The following is an 18,657-nucleotide window of genomic DNA, read 5'->3' as shown; positions in this document are numbered from 1 at the left end:
TCTAGTTATGTATCCTACTAATGCTTACTTTTAAGTGAATAGCCTCCTGCTTTTCGTTTATCACTTTTCACCTGTTCCCTATGCACAGACGACATTTCTTCCAAACTACAGCCCTGAGTCTGGGCGCTATGCTTAGCAGTAAAGAACTAATGGCAGGTATACTCGCCGAAGATCCTTACAAAATGAAAGACCTGCGCGAGGGCGTAGGCATCTTTACCGAACGCGGCGGCACCATTGCTTACCTCATCAATAAGCAGGGTATAGCCGTCGTAGACTCTCAGTTTCCGGAGCAGTCGCAGCATCTGATTAATGCTCTGAAAGAGAAGTCAGATAAGCCAATAAAATACCTGATCAACACCCACCACCACGGCGACCACTCGGGAGGCAACATTGCTTTTAAAGGGCTGGCGGAGCACGTAGTAGCCCATCAAAATTCCCTCCAGAACCAAAGGGAAGTAGCCCAGAAGCAAAACTCCTTAGATAAGCAGCTACTCCCGGACGTGACCTTTACCGATACCTGGAAGCAAAAGCTGGGCAGCGAAAACATACGGATGTACTACTTCGGTCCCGGCCATACTAACGGCGACAGCATCATCCACTTTGAGAATGCTAACATAGCCCATATGGGTGACCTGCTCTTCAACGGCCGCTATCCCTTTGTCGATATGACCGCCGGAGCCAGTGTGACCAACTGGGTAAAAGTACTGGACCAGACGCTCAAGACCTTTGATAACAAGACGCTGTTCGTATTTGGCCACGCCTTTGATCCGGAGAAGATCACGGGTGGCAAGGAAGAAATCAGGCAGTTTAAAGACTTTCTTGAGAAGCTGGTCACTTTTGTCGGTAGCGAGATTAAAGCCGGGAAGTCGAAGGATGAGGTTATGAAAGCCACAAGCATACCGGGAGTGACCTACATGCAGGGGCAGGGTATAGAGCGCAGCCTAGGGGCTGCTTATGATGAACTATCAAAAGCTTAACTAGATAATCAGAAAAGGCCGGCAACTTGCCGGCCTTTTCTGATTATAGGTACTTGTTGAGTGCTTAAATCAACTCTACTTCCTCGGTCTGCGTTTCCTGCGAGAGACGCTCTATTTCACGCATCCGCTCAAAGTTTTTCTGACGCGACAGGAAGGTATACATGGCTGGTATTACGTAAAGCGTCAGCACCAGCGAGAAGGCTAATCCCCCCATGATCACAATACCCATTGACATCCGGCTCTTACCCGCCGAACCCAACGCCAGAGCGATCGGCATGGCCCCTAGGATAGTGGCAAGGCTGGTCATCAGGATAGGCCGGAAGCGTAGGGTAGCGGCTTCCAGTGCGGCTTCTTTGATTCCCCTCCCCTGCTCCCGCAGCTGATTCGCAAATTCCACGATCAGGATACCGTTTTTAGTTACAAGACCTATAAGCATAATCATCCCGATCTGGCTGAAAATATTCAGGGTCTGGTTGAAGTACCAGAGCGAAAATACTGCTCCCCCAATCGCCAATGGTACTGTAAGCATAATGATAAACGGATCCACAAAGCTTTCGAACTGAGCGGCCAGAATGAAGTAAATCAGGATCAGAGCCAGGAAGAACGAAAACATCGTATTGGATGAGCTTTCGGCATAGTCACGGGATGCACCGCTCAGAGCAGTCTGAATAGACTCGTCATTCAGCTTATCCTTCACCCTATCCATGGCCTCGATACCGTCACCAATAGTCTTGCCAGGGGCAAGAGCGGCCTGTACCGTCGCACTCATGTAGCGGTTGTAGTGGAATAGCTGCGGGGGATTACTCTCCTCTTCCACTCTCACAATGTTATCCAGCTGCACCAGCGTTCCCTGGCTGTTCTTGACAAACATGCTTTTCAGATCCAAAGGATCATCACGGTTGGCCCGGTCGTACTGGCCTATAACCTGATACTGTCGGCCGTTCATGGTGAAGTACCCGAAGCGTTGCCCCGCGAAGCCCAGTTGCATAGTCTGTGCTACGTCCGCCACCGACACCCCTACCGCCTTGGCCTTTTCACGGTCAATGACCACCTGTAGCTCGGGCTTGCTGAATTTGAGATTCACATCTGTTACCGCAAACGTAGGATCATTTGCTACCTCCTCCATAAACCGGGGCAGGTACTCACGTAGCTTTTCAAAATCAGGTGCCTGTATTACGTACTGCACCGGTAGCCCACCTCGTGAGTCCACCGCAATGGTTTGCTGCTGTACCACGAACGACTTAGCATCGGGAAGCTTTTTGAGTCGCTTGGTGATCCAGTCGGCGATTTCCTGCTGCGACATCTCTCTTTCCATTCGGTCTACCAGCGCTACCCGCCCGTTACCGGTATTAGAGGCACCCAGGCCAAAGCCATTGGGTGAAGTAACCAGCATAATTCCCTTCTTGCCCGGCATAGAATCCATTAGCATCTGGCTAACGCTCTGCACGTACTTATCCATAAATTCGAAGGAGGAGCCCTCCGGAGCCGTCATGGAGATACGGAACCAGTTGCGGTCGTCGAGGGGAGCCAGTTCAGACTGTAGCCCTTTTCCAAAAAACCAGATCATCACCAGCGTCAGGGCGATCAGCGGCAGAGCTACCCACCGCACCCGCAGGAAGCTGGACAGGGCATTGCTGTAGTTGGTGGTAAGCCGTTCAAAGAAGGGTTCCGTCTTTTCATAAAACCAGCTACGCTTGTGCGTCTTACGGTTCAGATACGCATTGAGCATGGGCGTCAGCGTCAGCGACACAAAGGCGGATATTAATACCGCCGCCGATATGACTATACCAAACTCCCGGAATAGCTTACCCACAAACCCCTGCATGAATATCACCGGCAGGAATACGGATGACAGCGTAACAGAAGTCGAAATAACCGCGAATATAATCTCGTTGGAGCCTTTGATGGCCGCCTCAATCGGGCTCATGCCTTCCTCAATCTTTTTGAAGATATTCTCAGTAACCACAATACCGTCATCCACCACCAGTCCGGTAGCCAGTACGATAGCCAGCAGGGTAAGTACATTGATTGAGAAGCCCATCAGGTACATGATAAAGAAGGTACCAATCAGCGATACCGGAATATCAATGAGTGGGCGGAACGCTACCAGCCAGTCACGGAAGAACAGGTAGATAATCAGTACTACCAGTACAATAGCAATCAGGAGAGTCTCGCCCACCTCCTCGATAGAGCGGCGCACAAATATGGTGTTATCGAGGAGCGTGTCCAGTTCGTAATCAGCGGGCAGTTCTTTCTTGATATCAGCCAGACGCTTGTTTACCTCGTCGGATATTTCGAGGTAGTTAGAGCCAGGCATTGGCGTGACAGCCAGACCAATCATAGGTACGTTGTTCAGTCGCAGGATGGTTTCTTCCACCTCGGGTCCCAACTCGGCATGACCAATATCTTTCAGGTGTATGATCTGCGTGGAAGTATTCTTCACGATCATCTCGTTAAAGTCGTCCTCCGTTTTGAAGCGCCCCAGTGTCTTTACAGTAAGCTCCGTATTATTACCGGCTATTTTTCCACTAGGGAGCTCTACGTTCTCCCGGTCCAGAGCTCGTTTTACATCCTGCGTTGTAATACCCAGGGCAGCCATTTTGCCGGGGTCCATCCATACACGCATAGCGTACTTCTTCTGCCCGAATATCCGGATATCACTCACACCGTTGATCGTCTGGAGGCGTTGGGCGATTACGTTTTCGGCGTAGTCGCTCACTTCAAGGTGCGAGCGGGTATTACTCTGAAAAGTAAGTACTATGATGGGTTCAGAGTTTGCATCGGCTTTACTTACGATGGGTGGTCCGTCGATGTCCAGCGGCAGCGTACGTGCCGCCGATCCTACCTTATCCCGTACGTCGTTGGCGGCACGTTCCATATCCGCGCCAATACCAAATTCTACGGTAATCTGGCTAACGCCCTGACTACTGGTAGAGCTGATGGATTTAATCCCTTCTATACTGTTAAGCTGCTTCTCAAGGGGCTCGGTAATCTGCGATTCGATGATATCAGCATTAGCTCCGGTGTAGCTGGTCCGAATGGACACCACCGGTGGGTCAATAGAAGGAAACTCCCGCATACCCAGGTACTTGAAGCCCAGAAACCCGAACAGAATGATGAGCAGATTCATCACTATGGCCAGCACCGGACGCTTTATGGAGATCGTAGAGATACTCATACTAGTTGATCGTTAAAGTACCGGTTGGGTTAGAGCTTATTGACTTTTACGGGAGCGTCCGGCTTGAGAGCCATAATACCCGTTACGATCAGGGAATCGCCCGCTTTCAGGCCATCCGTAATCTGGATCTTCTGGTCGGTACGCATACCCGTCGTCACCATAGCCTCCTGTGCTTTGCCATTCTTCACTATGTATACCTTTTTCCCTTTCAGTACCGGCACAATCGCCTCCGTGGGGATCATGATGGCGTTGTTGTTACCTTCCAGGTTGGCCTGTACCTTTACGAACATACCGGGTACGTAGCGATTGCCGGGGTTGGCAGCTACCGCCCTTACCCGCAGGGTCCGGAGTTCAGCATCAACCTTCGGGTCAACGGCTACGACGCGAGCCGAATAGTTTGTATTATCACCATCCAGATTCAGCCTCACCTCACTGCCTAAGCGGATGTAGCGGGAATACTTCTCGGGTACCGTAAAATCAACCTTTACCGGGTTGGTCTGCACCAGTGTAGCTACCGAAGTACCCGGCGACAGAAAAGCTCCCTCACTGATATTTTTAAGGCCGATGGTCCCACTGAAAGGAGCACGGATCTCGGTCTTTTCCAATTGGGCCATGATCACGTCCTTGTCAGCTCCGATAGTCCGGATGTTATTGGCGGTAATCTCGTACTCCTCCCGGCTGATGGCCTCAATATCCAGCAGTTTTTTCTGTCGAGCCTCTATGCGTTTGGCCAGTTCCTCATTGTATTCCACTTTTGCCAGCTGCGCTTTCAGATCCTTATCATTGATTTTAGCAATCAGCTGGCCCTTCTGAACGTAGCTCCCCTCCCGGATATTCAGGCTTATCAATCTTCCTGACATTTCGGCTTTCATATCTACCTCCTCGTTAGGCACTATGGTACCTGAGGCGTAAAGTGCATTCTCGACCGTCTCCAGCTTCGTCAGATACACATCTACCGGAACGGCTCCTCCGGCCTTACCTCCACCACCTTTACTACCCGAGGGCGAGCTCCCCCCGGCATTACCTTTTTCCATATCAGGTTTGGCAAAGTAGAAGACCTTACCCAGAGCCAGTACCGCAATGACTCCACCTATCAGTATAATTGTACGCATACAAGTTTTACCTTATTTTAATCTAATATTTTATATTTAAAATTTTATTCCGTCTTTAAGTAGTAATCCATAATAAATTATAAGTCAAACCTATAAAAAACAATCAATAATTATAGAATTAACGCTCTTTATAATTTATATTACTCTATTGTATCTGTGCGGGTATATATCCTTTACTACTTCGATATCTTCAATTCTATTGACGCTTGATTTATCTCTTATTCTGAACAAAAGGTACATGCATAGAAGTCGGGAAGCGGATGTATCTATCTATATTCCTACCATTTTTTCATGCAGTCAGGATTGAGGAGTCAAAGGTGTGTATATATACGATAAGGACGACCCGTATGTCAGGCCGCCCTTATCGTCTTAGATTAATCATGTTAGAGGCTTTGCACAACCAGTTTCAGCTCATCCCATGCGGTTATCGTCCAGGGGATCTGAATGATGTGGTAAATAACGTAGTGGGTAGGTACAACAAGGCAACACAGAAGTACTACTGCCAGGATATGCTTTCTTTCCTTCGCAAGACCTTTACCTGTAATTAACAATGCTGTGATAAAAAGCGGAAAGCCGTACGTAAGGCTACGGGTAATGTCATATACGCTATAGGCTACTACTATATGCAGCAGTAAGCAAGCCAGAAGTACCCCTGCCAGTAACCTCTGCCGGTTAACAATCAGCAACACTATAGACATCCCAAAGAGTATCCAGAAGCCTTCAAACGAAAAGAGTATACCGATAAGCCGGTGCTTGAGCTGAAAAGGAATGATGGACACACTTACCCCTACGTTCTCACCGGAAGGAGTTCTGAGACTAAATGTTGTAGTCAGCAATAACCTTACCAGTACATAGGTACCAACCACCAGAACCACTACACTGGCCCGGCTACTCAGTATACTCCTGGGAAAGAGCTCTCTGAATCCGGTGAGGGTGAAGTTCCGTTCTTCCAGCAAGTGAAAAATATAAACTGACAATAGGGCTATAACTGCACGCTCGTCGGTAAAGCAGGCCAGTAGCAGAAAGGTAAAAATGGCTATCCGGTTCCGGAAAAACATCCCCATCAGCAGGAAGAAGAAAGCATAAGCGTCAAACCAGAAGTGATAGTCCCAGAAGAAGGCGCTGGCCAGATAGGTAGCCGAACAGGCAGTAACGGCCAATACGGTACTTACGTTGTCGAGGTGACGGTTTACTACTTTCATGAAGCCCCATAGAAAGGGCAGTAGCAGCAGAGACTGAATGATAAAGATAAGTACAACATCCTTGCCGGTTACCGTTGAGCCTATACGAAGAGCTTTGGCCAGGAGTGGTATGGTAAGCCGAAAAGCTATTTTGGCACCGTGCGATCCGGTGTGGCCTACTACGGCCGGGGCAAATGGAGCTTCGGACTTGCTGAAAAAATAGTCAAATGTAGTTCTTGGAGAAGGATCGGTTAGTATATCCAGATAGTTGGGATAGGTAGTCAGAAACACAAAGACCGATAAAACGAGTGCTAACTTAAACTGCCAGAAGGAGGTTTGGGTAAACTTTTCAATGTATGTGTACAGGTAATTAAAGTGGGATAACTGGTAAAGTTCTTTAAGGGTCATATACTACTTACTAAATTATGTGAAGGCAAGAGGCACCGCCAGTGGTACTTTCTGAATGATATGATTCACCCACTCTCCGTTAAAAACTTCTTCTCGTAGCTTCATACCAGTACTCGTTATTACATTTCTTTACTCTTAGCTACCTACCAGGCACACATTCATGCACCTAGTGCTATACTTACATTATAAGGCTCGCAAAGCCACACTAAATTCTTCGAAGGAAGATAGCGACCAGGGAATCTGTATGATATACATCACAATATAGTGCGTAGGGATCAGGATGCAGACAAGCATAACCAACATCAAAATCTGATTGCGGTTATGTGCATAGTGCCTGGCCGTCAAAATAATACTAATAATGATCAGAGGAAAAGCATAGGCCAGGCTTCGGGTAATGTCAAATACGCAATAAGCAATAATCGTATGTATGATCATCCCCCCCAGCAGCAGGGCCGCCAGCAGTTTATTCCTTTGTTCCATAAGTACCCACATAGCCAGTGCAAAAGGAATCCAGAGCCCCTCGAAAGTAAAAGGAATACCTATGAGCCGGTGCTTAAGCTGAAAGGGCAGAAACGACAAGCTTACTCCGGCCTTCTGTCCCGAAGGAGTTTGTAATCCATAGGCGGTAGCTAGCCACCACCTGATCAGACCATAGGCTACCAGCACCAGCAGCACTACCGCGGAGGCATCAGAAGATAAGCGCTGGGGCAGCAGCTCTTTTATAGAACTCAACGTAAAGTCATTCTCCCGCAATCGGTGAAACAGGTATACAGACCCCAGGGCTACTACAGCCCTTTCATCGGTCCAGCAGGCTAACAATAACATACTGAATACCAGCCACTGGCGCCTAAAGCACATACCTGCCAGCAAAAAGAAATAGGCGTAACCATCAAACCAGCATTCATAATCCCAGAAGAAGGCTTTGCCTAGATAAGTAGCCGAGCAGGCCACCACCATAAACACCGTACTGACAGAGTCCATGTACCGGTTAAGAAGCCGGATCAGCAGCAACAGAAAAGGTATAAGCAACAGCGACTGCAGCATAAAGATAAGCACGATATCCCTACCGGAAACAGTACTCCCTACGTTGATCAGCCTGGCCAGCAGAGGCACCGTGAACCGAAAGGCTATTTTAGAGCCATGCGTTGTTTCATCAAACGTAACAGGAGCCAGGGGTGAAGCTACTTTATCGAAAAAATAGGAAAAAGTAGTCTTAGGAGCAGGATCTTTCAGGATATCCAGGTAATTGGGATAGGTAGTCAGCAGCACAAAGCCAAAAATAGCCACCGACAACTTGAGCTGCCAGTAGCTTGTATGAGTAAAGTTCTCCAGATAAGAATAAAAATGACTACCTGGTGTTGATGGGCGGGATATGTATAGCGACATAGTGTTGTATATAGGAAAAGGTCCCTCTTGAAACTTTAACCATTATTATCGCACCACAGCAAGCGTTAGCTCACTAGTAGTATTGCCACATTATTGCTTCTGACAATTAATAACTACTACCCAAATTATTTGTTCTGCCAAGTTAGTAAACGGCTGTTATTACTTGTAGCCTATAAATAAATATTCGTATACATAGGCTTGATAAAGTTACGGGGCCACTCACATTTGTGAATCGCCCCGTAACCTTCTGATTTATATGTCATTTACAATTCATCCATTTCCATTTCGTCACTTTCCAAAGCATTTACCTGGTTTAGCTTTGGTGCCCTTCCATCCTTACGCTTATTCTTATATTTCTTTACCTGCATTTTCAGAGCGTCCAGGGCCAGGTCAGTAGCCTCCTCAAACGTCGTACCCTGCTCTTTCACAAACACCCTACCACCGGGTACGTAAAGCTTCACTTCCAGAAGCTTCGTATGTATCTTGGTACTTCCACTTTTATCCAGTTTTAAAATTACTTCACCACTAGTGATACGGTCATAGAACGTATCCAGTTTGTCCATCTTCTGCTGAATGAACGATAATAGTTTCTGATCAGCATCAAAGTGAACAGCACGCATCTGCAGTCTCATAAGCACACTAAATTTAAGGTGAAACATGTATTGCACCGTTTCTTCATCCCAGGTGGAAGGCCGGGGATAAAATAGCGGTCCGGCGCTCCTGTAACCAAAGTGCCGAACCGCTACGCGTTCCGGTACAACCGCCGGATGACGAAATCGGTAGAATAAATCTAGTGAAAATAGAGGGATATGTCAAGCCCAAAAGAGGCTTTTTTCACAAATGCCTCCCTGGGTGCTGTAGGGGGATATTACACGTCTTCCAGTAGGGTCTGGAAGGTAACATAGCGCTCTTTATAGCGCTCATGATGCTTCTGTTGAAGCTTGGGATGGTACACAGCCTGATAAATTTCGTAGTCTGCCAGGGTATTGAAGTAGTACTGACAGGTATAGGTAACACCACCGTTGTCGAGCTCCGTCAGCAGGCGCAGCATACGGTTTTCTACCGGTTGTCCGGTTGCCATCACCTCGGGAATATGTACCTCCTTCATCCACTGGAGCCACTCCTGCTCCGCTTCGTGCAGAATACTGATCGTTATATTGTAAAGAATCATGATGTTAATTGTAAATAAGTACCTCTAGCTGTGCAACCGTACCTGAACAAAATTCGTTTCAAGCGAGTTGTCGGAGGGGATAAATTGCGGTCGGTTTCGTATTTTTCTTTTTATTTGTAAATCTAATCTACTAACTACTCATCCTAAAAGTAATTAATCTACTATATGTATAACGGTTTACTACATGCTCACTCAGGACTACGCTACGTAGTGCTGATCCTCCTGCTGGCTGCTATCGGCACGGCCTACTCCAACTGGCAGAAAGGTGACACTAAGGATAACAAACTTTATTCATTTGCCCTGATTGCTACCCACATTCAGCTACTGATAGGCATAGTGCTGTACGTTATAAGTCCTAAAGTAGAGTTTGAAATGATAAGCGACCGCCTGTACCGCTTCTTTACGATAGAGCACTCTATCATGATGCTGATCGCAGTCACACTGATTACCGTAGGTCGCGTTCGCTCACGCAAGGCAGAGGGTGCCCTGAGGCACCGCACAGTTCTGTTCTTCTACGCCATGGCGCTGGTCATAATGCTGGTGGCTATACCCTGGCCTTTCCGTGATCTGGGAGCCGGTTGGTTCTGATACGTATTGAGTAACTATTATTCTGAAGCCACTTTTATAACGAAAGTGGCTTCTTTCTTTTTGCATGAAAAAAACATTAACCATACTAACACTGGGGGCCGGTCTGGCGGGTAGTGTCCTCCTGTTTAACTTCACCGACTTTAAGGCTGCCACCGCCGAATGGCCCGAGTACCTGGGTGGACCTGAGCGTACCCACTACTCTACCCTCAAACAGATTACGCCCGAAAACGTAAAAGGTCTGCAGGTGGCGTGGGAGTACCATACCCGCGACACCTCCGGCCAGATGCAGTGTAACCCCATCATGGTTGATGGGGTACTCTTTGCTACCACGGCCTCGGTACAGGTATTTGCGCTGGATGCCGCTACGGGTAAGGAACTATGGCGTTTTGCTGACTCCCGCGATCCGCAGTGGTACAATACCAGCCGTGGCGTGACCTACTGGGCCGAGGGCGATGATAAGCGTATTCTTTTTACGGCGGGTCCCTGGCTCTACGCCCTGGACGCCCGTACGGGTCAGATGATCGAGTCATTCGGGGAAGGCGGACGCACCAGTCTGCGGCTGGGGCTGCCGGAGATAGCACAGAACAAGTTCATCTGCTCCAATACACCGGGTACTATTTATAAAGACCTGATCGTAATGCCCGTACGACTGTCGGAGGGACCGGATGCCGCACCGGGACACGTACGGGCTTTTAATGTAAAGACCGGTAAGCTGGCCTGGACCTTCCGTACCATTCCGCATCCGGGCGAGCCGGGCTACGAGACCTGGGACAAGGACAACTGGAAAAATACGGACGTAGGGGCAGCCAATAACTGGGCCGGTATGGCCATTGACCGGAATCGTGGTATTGTGTATGTACCTACCGGCTCGGCCGGCTATGACTTTTACGGTGGCAACCGCCCCGGCAAAAACCTGTACGCCAACTGTCTGCTGGCCCTGGATGCCGCTACCGGCAAGCGCAAGTGGCACTACCAGTTTATCCACCATGATGTATGGGACCGCGACCTGCCTTCGGCCCCTACGCTGGTACAGGTTAAGCGTAATAACAAGACCATTGACGCCGTCGCCCAGATCACCAAGTCGGGCTTCGTTTTTGTATTTGATCGGGTAACAGGTCAATCTCTTTTCCCCATCAAAGAGGTACCTGTACCTACCAATGGCCTACCGGGTGAACATCCGTGGCCTACACAGCCTGTTCCGCAGAAGCCCGCCCCCTTCTCCCGACAGACCATCGGCGACAATGACGTTAGTCCCTATGCTGAGAACCGGCAGGAGCTACTGGCGAAGCTGAAAAAGATCCGTCATAAAAATCAGTTTGAGCTACCCAGCCAGGAAGGTACCCTTATATTTCCCGGCTTTGACGGCGGTGGCGAATGGGGAGGCCCGGCTTACGATACCGAGACAGGAATACTCTATGTCAACTCCAACGAGATGGCCTGGGTGATGAAAATGGAAGATGTACCCAAAGCCGACCAATTGGTTGGCCTGTCACCGGGTCATAAGGTCTATACCCTCAACTGCTCCGGCTGCCACGGCCCCGAACTTCAGGGTAATCCGGCCAGTGGATACCCCTCGCTGAAAGGGATTAACAAGCGCCGTGACCAGGCTACTGCTCATGCCATTGTAAGTAGCGGAAAAGGAATGATGCCGGGCTTTTCGCACCTGAAGGCCGAGGAACGGCAGGCTCTGATTGACTTTCTGTTTGAGCAGGAAAAGAAAGAAGTAGGGGATGATGTACACGCCAGTATGTTCCCGCTGCCTTACAAGATGGATGGCTACAACAAGTTTCTGGATAAGAATGGTTATCCGGCCATTACTCCTCCCTGGGGGCAACTAAGCGCTATTAACCTAAATACCGGCGAATACGTCTGGAAAGTGGTGCTAGGTGAATTTAAAGAACTCTCCGCTAGAGGAATACCGCCAACGGGTACCGAAAATTACGGTGGCCCCGTAGTTACTGCCGGAGGTGTACTTTTTATAGCCGCTACTAAGGATGGCATGTTCAGGGCCTTCGATAAGAAGACGGGTAAAGTCCTGTTTGAGACCAAGCTTCCGGCAGCGGGCTTTGCCACTCCGGCCGTATATGAGGTCAAGGGTAAACAGTACGTAGTGATTGCCTGCGGAGGTACCAAGCTAGGTACTCCCAAGGGCGACAGTTACGTAGCCTTTGCGTTGCCGTAGCCGAAGCATCGAGAGCCGGACTATACAGCCTGGCTCCCTGTTGTTACCGAACCTGGTTTACGCGAGGATGGATGGGATTGGTACAGTCTCCCTTATGAGCCAGAGCTACTCCATCCCTACCTCGATCTATTACAATGTACTGACAGCTATCAATGGTAGTGATGTCGTACTTACCAATGTTTCGGTCATTGTTGCGCAGTGTGTTGGGTCCAACGCAGGAAGTGGCCCCCAAGGCTGAGCCTAACAGGAACAGAATGCCGAAAAGAACATTACAATTTCTCATGGTACGGTAGTAGTTGGAATGGAGTAAGTGTGAACACGACAGCCTCTTAGGACTATAAGAGCAAGATAAGCTACTTGTTCCGTAAGCCTAACACCCATCAAACTAAAATTTACCATTATTTTACTGGCTAAAAAGCCGGAAGCCCCGCTGATCCTAACAGCGGGGCTTCCGGCTTTAAAAGATAAAAGGTACTACTATCGACGGTTATGAATAGGATTGTTACAATCGCCTTTATGAGCTATACTCTTGCTTTCTGTATTGTCTTTACGTCCCAGCACGATGTATTGGCAACCATCTATAACCGCGATATCATATCTACCAATATTCACATCATTATTACGTAGCATGTTTTGTCGGAAGCAGGAAGAAAAAATCAGGCTCGAGCCAGCCAGCAGGAGCGTAAGGGAAATGTTGCGTACTGTTTTCATAATCAATCTGATTTAAAGTATAGAAGTAATGGTGGGTATATTAAGTCTTAACAACTTATCTACCCCTTCTGTTACTATATATATCAGATTTCTAGCGAAGTACGTCTCTGCTACTCCTGCTCTTATTACCCAAAAAGCTCGCTGGACAGATAGCGATCACCACGGTCGCAGATGATGAATACAATCACGCCCTCTTGCAGCTCCTGTGCCAGCTTTATGGCCGACCAGGCCGCTCCTCCACTACTCATACCGGCAAATATTCCCTCTTCCTTAGCCAGGCGACGGGCCATGATCGTAGCATCTTCCTGCGACACTTCTATTACCCGGTCTACCCGATCGGCTTCAAAGATCCTGGGTAAGTACTCCTGAGGCCACTTCCGGATACCGGGTATGCTGGACCCGTCGGTAGGCTGGCAACCTACGATCTGAATAGCCTGGTTCTTCTCTTTCAGGAATCGTGAAACTCCCATAATGGTACCCGTAGTACCCATGGAAGAGACAAAATGAGTGATACGTCCGTTAGTAGCCTGCAGGATCTCGGGACCGGTAGTACGGTAGTGAGCGAGCCAGTTGTCAGGATTGGCAAACTGATTCAGCATCAGGAAGCCCCCCTCCTGTACTTTCTGCTCGGCGTAGTCGCGCGCACTTTCAATGGTTTCGGTGAGAGTTACCTTCGCCCCGAAGGCTTCCATGGTAAGTACCCGCTCACGGGTGGAGTTCTGCGGCATCACCAGCTCTATCTCTATGTCGTATAGGCGGGCAATCATGGCCAGCGCTATACCGGTATTGCCACTGGTAGCTTCTATGAGCTTCATACCGGGTTGGAGTTCACCGCGCTCGATAGCTCCGCTGATCATGCTGTGCGCGGCACGGTCTTTGACACTACCACCAGGGTTATTGCCTTCCAGTTTACCAAATATGCGTACGTTGCGGTTAGGATTGAGGTGGGTCAGTTCGACCAAAGGTGTATTACCTACTAAGTCAAGGAGTGTTGCCATTCTGTTTACTAGTACTATCCGCTCTGACGGTGGAGTAGCTGCTATTTATGTGTTAGGATTGTTACTATTCCCTTTATCATTCTTTGTTACTTTCTCTATCAGATCTTCCCACCCAAAGTGCAGGTTAATATCGCGCTGCGGATAGGGTATTTCTATTTTCTCCTGCCGGAACCGCTCAAAAATCACAAAGCGTATTTCACTCTTAATATATTCAATGCGCCACGCGCTGTACGTCCAGAACAAGAGCTCATACATCAATCCTGACTCTCCGAAGTCCATCAAGCGCACCGTAGGTGGCGGATTCTGGGCTACCTCCGAATGTTCGCCGGCACTCGATAGTAGTATGGACTCTACCCGTCGGGGATCGTTACGGTACGATACGCCTACTTTAATAATAAAGCGCGTCAGCGAACGGTTGTGCGACCAGTTGATGATGTTGTTATTGATAAACTTCGAGTTGGGAACAATAATTCCAATCGAGTCACGAGTTTCTAGCTTTGAGGTACGCAGCCCTACATCCGTCACACGCCCTACAAGGCCGTTGTCCAGCTCCACTATATCACCGACATTGATACTGCCTTCAAAAAGCAAAATCAAACCAGATACCAGATCATTAAAAGTCTGCTGAAGTCCAAGACCTACACCTACCAGCAGGGCAGCCGAACCAGCCAGCAGTATGGACAGTTGTACACCCGCTATTTCAAGCCCCAGTATAAATACGATTGTATAGATAAAGTACCTGATCAGCTGTATAACTGCTTCCTGCCGTCCCTGGTCAACCTGGTTACGCTGAAAGAATCCTCTCCGAAGTACCCCCGCCAGCAGCCATATCAGGAGCCGCCCCAACAGAATGAGTGAGACAATAATCAGGATGTCAAAAACAGTAATCTCGAAGTTTTTGACTTTGAATAGATTAAATTCCAGGAATCGCCGTACCTCACGCGGTAATCCCTGGCTGATCTTTTCCGCCCCTTTGGCGATAGCCGGTGTATTGGCCTGAAGCAGAATAAGCAATGGTATCATAAGATGGCAACACGCAATGTTAAGTAGCTGACACCGGCCATACACGTTACCGGCGAAGTATAGTAATAAGTGATAGGATACAGATTAAGAACCAGCAAGAGATGAAAGTTATTACTCCTGATAATCTATAAAAAAAGTGCCCATAGTTTTTGTTATAGACTATGGGCAAAAATATATTCTTGAATCACTAAACGGTACTAGTTCGTTGAGGTAAAGAACTCCAGCGTTCCGAGCAGAAACTTATCAATGGACGTATCATGATCTCCGCCCTTAATCGGGAACAGACTAACGTTGGTAGCCCCATGCTTGATCATAGCATCGTAGGCATTTTGTGAATTGAAGTAGAATACCAGACGGTCTGAATCACCATGGTACAAGCGGGTAGGCGTAACAGGCTTCCAGTCATAGACATTGTTGTCCGCGACGGCATCCAGGAAAGCCTTATCCGTACCATCGGCCAGCCCCTGCTTGAACTGATCTGTCATAATATCACTTAGTGACACGTTTATAACGGCATCCTTGCCCCGTTGCTGGATCTGGGTAGCATACGGCTCCTTAAAATAGTACGAAGCCGGGCGGTTCAGTCCATATATGCGATCATACGTCAGCAGTACCCACAGGTATAGCGAATTGCGGCTGGCCACACCACTGGTCTGATTGTTGATCAGATAATTCATGAAGGCCGTTTTATTGTAGGCTCCCGACCCGGCACTTGATGCCCGCAGGTTAAACTCACCGGCTGCCTCCTGTTCCAGTTTTTGCTGTAAAGCCAGGGTAGCATAGCCTCCCTCGGAGTAGCCCGTAATAAACAGGCGCTCGTCCCACTTTATATCTTTCTGCTCTTTCAGAAACTCCTTAGCCGCCCGCAACATATCCAGCGACGCGGAGCCAAGGCTCTCCCGGTGCTCATACGGATGCGGAAGATCTTTGGAAGCCCCATAGCCTATATAGTCAGGATACACAATAATATAGCCTAAGGCGCTAAAGAGCGACCCGGCATAGTAAGCTTCGGTTCCGGGGCTGAAATTAGAAGGGGCCTCTGAATCGCTTCTGATCGTACCATGCTGTACACTGATCATGGGAGCCGCCTCCGTTGTAGAAGGAAGGATGATAGCTCCCGAAGCGGTGATATCAGTACCGTCCGTATTTTTGGTTTTATAGGTAATGCGGTGAACCTTTACTCCGTTACGGACCAGTCCGGCCAGCAGGGGGCTCAAGGCTGATAGCTGCTGACTAAGTTGTTCCTTTGAGAATTCGATTACCTGCTTACTTTCAACCAGGTATTTATTCTGAGGGGTAGTGATAGGATTATCACGATCGCAACCTGGCAGGAACAGCAGGCTCCACAATAAAAGTCCCCATAGCCTCATAGAAGGCATTAATTTGGGCTGTATCTTCATGAAAAAGTAGCTCGAAAAGTTAGTTGTCAGTAAGTATAACGTAAGCTACCCTTTTTTCGTTTGGGCAGTAGTGCGGGAAATAGGCTTTCCCGCACTACTGATTTATTTCTTCCACAAGCCCTCGATCTCCTCCAGACTCAGACCTTTGGTCTCAGGTACGATAAACTTGGTAAATAGTAAGCCGAGCAGTACCACTCCCATGTAGATAAAGAAGATACCCCCGTTGAGTCCCAGGGCTGATGCCTGCATAAGTGGAAAGGTAAAGCCCACCCAGAAGTCAAAAAACCAGTGATTAAAGCTACCCATACTGGTAGCAAAGCCACGGATGCGCAGCGGATATACCTCAGCGATCAGCAGCCAGCCCATGGGTCCCAGACTGATAGCAAAGAAGAAAAGATAAACATATACGCCACCTACCAGCATGATCTGCTGCAGATCGGCACTGATGGAGTCCCGGAACAGGAAGGCGCATCCTACCGTAGCCAGTGATACGGCCGTACCTACCAGACCCGTATAGAGCAGGGGCTTACGGCCCCAGCGATCCAGAAAGAAAACCGCAATTAGCGTGGAAGCGGCATTGACTACACCCACCCCTACGGTAGCCAGGGTAGCCTCACGCGTAGAAGTAAAAACGGAATTGAAAATATCGGTCGAATAGTAGATAATGGCGTTGATACCCGAGAACTGCTGAATAGCAAAGATTCCGATTCCGATCAGCAGAGGAATTCGTAACCGACGTCCAAACAACTCACGCCAGTCGGCCCGGCTCGTGCGCTCCCGCTCGATCAGTTCCATCGTCTGCTGGTATTCATTACGGGCGCCAGCTTCACCGCGCAACCTGGTCAGTACAGCCATGGCCTCCTCGCCCCTCCCCTTATTAATAAGCCAGCGGGGGCTTTCAGGTACCAGCAACATACCTATCAACAGAATAGCCGCCGGGATAAAACCCGCCCAGAACATATTACGCCAGCCGTCGGCCAGCTCACCGTACAGGTAACCCACCACATACGAAAGCAGAATGCCCAGCGTAATCGCCAACTGAAAGAAGGTAACCATCTGCCCGCGCTTATCGGCAGGGGCAATTTCGGCTATGTACAGAGGAATGGTAGCCGCTACAATACCAATGGCCAACCCCAGCAGGAGGCGTCCAATGATCAGGAAGGCTACCGAAGGGGCCACGGCGGTAAGGATAGATCCTACCACGAATACCAGAGCCGCTATAATGTTGATCTTCTTCCGGCCCAGTATGTCGGTCAGCGGGCCGCTTATAAAAGGGCCTGCCATTCCCCCTATCAGTACGGCACTTACAATCCAGCCTACCGTACTAGGCGAATCCTGTAACTGGAAATGCTCCTTGAGCGAAGGCAGAGCCACATTGATGACTCCTGTATCAAACCCAAACAGGAGACCTCCCGTGGCCGCCACTGCCGTGATGGCGTACACCAATAAATTTCTGGAAGAAGAAGTTGACATAGTCTAGAAGTTAACACTCAATATAATTCCACTATTTACAAATAAAATGAAAAAAGTCCACGCAGATCCTTTACCCGGTGGACTTTCGTAGAATTAGCAAGTAGGCTTACAGTTGATCTATGTACCACTGGATAATCCGGGCAGAAGCATCCGGACGTTCCACCATGCCCATATGACCTGCCTCAGCCAGGATCATAGGGTAGCTTTGCTTCGGATAGCGGATCATCTCCATACTACGCTCAAAAGGCAGTATATCATCCTGCATGCCGATGATAAAAAGTACCGGGAAGGGCAGCCCAGCCAGTACATCAGTACGATCAGCCCGGTCTCGCATGGCTTTTATGCCAGCAACCAGCGCTTCGGCCGATAGCCTGCCATAGTGGTTTATATGTTCCTGTACTTTCTCAGGATATAGCTCTTTATAGCGCTGACCGTACATATTGGCGCCAGTGTGACGCAGAAAGTTAGCCGCGCCCTGATTGTGTAAAAGGTCAGCCATCTTATCCCGCTGTTCCTTCTTGGCATCATCATCTGCAAAAGCTATGGAGTGGAACAAGCCAAAACCCTCCAGCATATCCGGGTACTTTCTGGCGAACTCCAAAGCTATGTAGCCTCCCATCGAATGACCGATCAGGATGCATTTATTTACGGCAGCGCTTGTCAGAAACCTGTATAGTTCTTCGGCATAGGCTTCCATGCTCGTACAGGAAGTAAGCAGTGACAGGTTAGGTCGAATGAGTGTGCAGCAATCATTCAACTGCGCATCCAGATCTTCCCAGATTTTATCGTCTACACCATGCCCATGCAGTAGCACCAGAGTTTGTCTATGAAGCTTCATGGAATTGATCGTTTGTTAGTTGAAGGTTTTT

The 18,657-nt window shown here is 48.7% G+C and carries 16 protein-coding genes; 3 read left to right on the top strand and 13 right to left on the bottom strand.

The features are described 5' to 3' along the window. Window positions 1–80 precede the first annotated feature (80 nt). Window positions 81–977, top strand: coding sequence for an MBL fold metallo-hydrolase (locus JUB14_RS24325; protein WP_207509467.1), 897 nt, complete (start codon window positions 81–83; stop codon window positions 975–977). Between the two features lie 64 nt (window positions 978–1,041). Here the strand turns inward: JUB14_RS24325 and JUB14_RS24320 are convergent, their stop codons facing one another. The 6 genes from JUB14_RS24320 to JUB14_RS24295 all read right to left on the bottom strand — a co-directional run bounded on the left by JUB14_RS24320 (window position 1,042) and on the right by JUB14_RS24295 (window position 9,413). Beyond that, complete coding sequence (locus JUB14_RS24320) at window positions 1,042–4,155, bottom strand: efflux RND transporter permease subunit (protein WP_207509466.1); 3,114 nt, start codon at window positions 4,153–4,155, stop codon at window positions 1,042–1,044. A gap of 29 nt (window positions 4,156–4,184) precedes the next feature. Next, window positions 4,185–5,267 carry an efflux RND transporter periplasmic adaptor subunit gene (locus tag JUB14_RS24315; protein WP_207509465.1) on the bottom strand — a complete coding sequence of 361 codons (1,083 nt, stop codon included), beginning with the start codon at window positions 5,265–5,267 and terminating at the stop codon, window positions 4,185–4,187. A 383-nt stretch (window positions 5,268–5,650) separates the two neighbouring features. Further along, window positions 5,651–6,856, bottom strand: a complete 1,206-nt coding sequence (locus tag JUB14_RS24310) for a hypothetical protein (protein ID WP_207509464.1) — start codon at window positions 6,854–6,856, stop codon at window positions 5,651–5,653. Between the two features lie 183 nt (window positions 6,857–7,039). Further along, window positions 7,040–8,242 carry a hypothetical protein gene (locus JUB14_RS24305; protein WP_207509463.1) on the bottom strand — a complete coding sequence of 401 codons (1,203 nt, stop codon included), beginning with the start codon at window positions 8,240–8,242 and terminating at the stop codon, window positions 7,040–7,042. 263 nt (window positions 8,243–8,505) lie between these two features. Further along, the gene (hpf, locus tag JUB14_RS24300; protein ID WP_207509462.1) at window positions 8,506–8,874 is read right to left on the bottom strand and encodes a ribosome hibernation-promoting factor, HPF/YfiA family; all 369 of its coding nucleotides are present in this window, start codon (window positions 8,872–8,874) and stop codon (window positions 8,506–8,508) included. Between the two features lie 236 nt (window positions 8,875–9,110). After that, entirely contained in the window at window positions 9,111–9,413 is a 303-nt protein-coding gene (locus JUB14_RS24295; protein ID WP_207509461.1) for a DUF4286 family protein, read from the bottom strand. Between the two features lie 165 nt (window positions 9,414–9,578). Between JUB14_RS24295 and JUB14_RS24290 the strand changes: the two genes are divergently transcribed. Both JUB14_RS24290 and JUB14_RS24285 read left to right on the top strand, forming a co-directional pair. Beyond that, window positions 9,579–10,001 carry a cytochrome B gene (locus JUB14_RS24290; protein ID WP_207509460.1) on the top strand — a complete coding sequence of 141 codons (423 nt, stop codon included), beginning with the start codon at window positions 9,579–9,581 and terminating at the stop codon, window positions 9,999–10,001. Window positions 10,002–10,065: 64 nt separating this feature from the next. Next, entirely contained in the window at window positions 10,066–12,183 is a 2,118-nt protein-coding gene (locus JUB14_RS24285) for an outer membrane protein assembly factor BamB family protein (protein ID WP_207509459.1), read from the top strand. 43 nt (window positions 12,184–12,226) lie between these two features. Here the strand turns inward: JUB14_RS24285 and JUB14_RS24280 are convergent, their stop codons facing one another. The 7 genes from JUB14_RS24280 to JUB14_RS24250 all read right to left on the bottom strand — a co-directional run bounded on the left by JUB14_RS24280 (window position 12,227) and on the right by JUB14_RS24250 (window position 18,626). Further along, the gene (locus JUB14_RS24280; RefSeq protein ID WP_207509458.1) at window positions 12,227–12,466 is read right to left on the bottom strand and encodes a hypothetical protein; all 240 of its coding nucleotides are present in this window, start codon (window positions 12,464–12,466) and stop codon (window positions 12,227–12,229) included. Window positions 12,467–12,660: 194 nt separating this feature from the next. Next, window positions 12,661–12,894, bottom strand: a complete 234-nt coding sequence (locus tag JUB14_RS24275) for a hypothetical protein (protein ID WP_207509457.1) — start codon at window positions 12,892–12,894, stop codon at window positions 12,661–12,663. Between the two features lie 125 nt (window positions 12,895–13,019). After that, window positions 13,020–13,892: a cysteine synthase CysM gene (gene cysM / locus JUB14_RS24270; protein ID WP_207509456.1), complete on the bottom strand. Its 873-nt coding sequence runs from the start codon at window positions 13,890–13,892 to the stop codon at window positions 13,020–13,022. Window positions 13,893–13,937: 45 nt separating this feature from the next. Then, window positions 13,938–14,915: a mechanosensitive ion channel family protein gene (locus JUB14_RS24265; RefSeq protein ID WP_207509455.1), complete on the bottom strand. Its 978-nt coding sequence runs from the start codon at window positions 14,913–14,915 to the stop codon at window positions 13,938–13,940. Window positions 14,916–15,112: 197 nt separating this feature from the next. Next, the gene (locus JUB14_RS24260) at window positions 15,113–16,315 is read right to left on the bottom strand and encodes an alpha/beta hydrolase family protein (RefSeq protein WP_207509454.1); all 1,203 of its coding nucleotides are present in this window, start codon (window positions 16,313–16,315) and stop codon (window positions 15,113–15,115) included. Window positions 16,316–16,417: 102 nt separating this feature from the next. After that, window positions 16,418–17,788 carry a sugar porter family MFS transporter gene (locus tag JUB14_RS24255; RefSeq protein ID WP_207509453.1) on the bottom strand — a complete coding sequence of 457 codons (1,371 nt, stop codon included), beginning with the start codon at window positions 17,786–17,788 and terminating at the stop codon, window positions 16,418–16,420. Window positions 17,789–17,894: 106 nt separating this feature from the next. Continuing rightward, a complete protein-coding gene (locus tag JUB14_RS24250; RefSeq protein ID WP_207509452.1) occupies window positions 17,895–18,626 on the bottom strand; it encodes an alpha/beta fold hydrolase in 732 nt (243 codons plus the stop codon). Window positions 18,627–18,657 lie beyond the last annotated feature (31 nt).

This window comes from Telluribacter humicola (genome assembly GCF_017355935.1).
Classification (GTDB): domain Bacteria; phylum Bacteroidota; class Bacteroidia; order Cytophagales; family Spirosomataceae; genus Telluribacter; species Telluribacter humicola.
Note: the sequence above shows the minus strand (reverse complement) of the source record. Positions and strands in the feature narration are given on the sequence as shown.

Excerpts from the sequence above, each read along its gene's own strand:
- JUB14_RS24325 (WP_207509467.1), top strand. The coding sequence starts at position 81 with ATGCACAGACGACATTTCTTCCAAACTACAGCCCTGAGTCTGGGCGCT.
- JUB14_RS24275 (WP_207509457.1), bottom strand. The coding sequence starts at position 12,894 with ATGAAAACAGTACGCAACATTTCCCTTACGCTCCTGCTGGCTGGCTCG.
- JUB14_RS24320 (WP_207509466.1), bottom strand. The coding sequence starts at position 4,155 with ATGAGTATCTCTACGATCTCCATAAAGCGTCCGGTGCTGGCCATAGTG.
- JUB14_RS24265 (WP_207509455.1), bottom strand. The coding sequence starts at position 14,915 with ATGATACCATTGCTTATTCTGCTTCAGGCCAATACACCGGCTATCGCC.
- JUB14_RS24305 (WP_207509463.1), bottom strand. The coding sequence starts at position 8,242 with ATGTCGCTATACATATCCCGCCCATCAACACCAGGTAGTCATTTTTAT.
- JUB14_RS24280 (WP_207509458.1), bottom strand. The coding sequence starts at position 12,466 with ATGAGAAATTGTAATGTTCTTTTCGGCATTCTGTTCCTGTTAGGCTCA.
- JUB14_RS24310 (WP_207509464.1), bottom strand. The coding sequence starts at position 6,856 with ATGACCCTTAAAGAACTTTACCAGTTATCCCACTTTAATTACCTGTAC.
- hpf (WP_207509462.1), bottom strand. The coding sequence starts at position 8,874 with ATGAGACTGCAGATGCGTGCTGTTCACTTTGATGCTGATCAGAAACTA.
- JUB14_RS24295 (WP_207509461.1), bottom strand. The coding sequence starts at position 9,413 with ATGATTCTTTACAATATAACGATCAGTATTCTGCACGAAGCGGAGCAG.
- cysM (WP_207509456.1), bottom strand. The coding sequence starts at position 13,892 with ATGGCAACACTCCTTGACTTAGTAGGTAATACACCTTTGGTCGAACTG.
- JUB14_RS24250 (WP_207509452.1), bottom strand. The coding sequence starts at position 18,626 with ATGAAGCTTCATAGACAAACTCTGGTGCTACTGCATGGGCATGGTGTA.
- JUB14_RS24315 (WP_207509465.1), bottom strand. The coding sequence starts at position 5,267 with ATGCGTACAATTATACTGATAGGTGGAGTCATTGCGGTACTGGCTCTG.
- JUB14_RS24255 (WP_207509453.1), bottom strand. The coding sequence starts at position 17,788 with ATGTCAACTTCTTCTTCCAGAAATTTATTGGTGTACGCCATCACGGCA.
- JUB14_RS24285 (WP_207509459.1), top strand. The coding sequence starts at position 10,066 with ATGAAAAAAACATTAACCATACTAACACTGGGGGCCGGTCTGGCGGGT.
- JUB14_RS24260 (WP_207509454.1), bottom strand. The coding sequence starts at position 16,315 with ATGAAGATACAGCCCAAATTAATGCCTTCTATGAGGCTATGGGGACTT.
- JUB14_RS24290 (WP_207509460.1), top strand. The coding sequence starts at position 9,579 with ATGTATAACGGTTTACTACATGCTCACTCAGGACTACGCTACGTAGTG.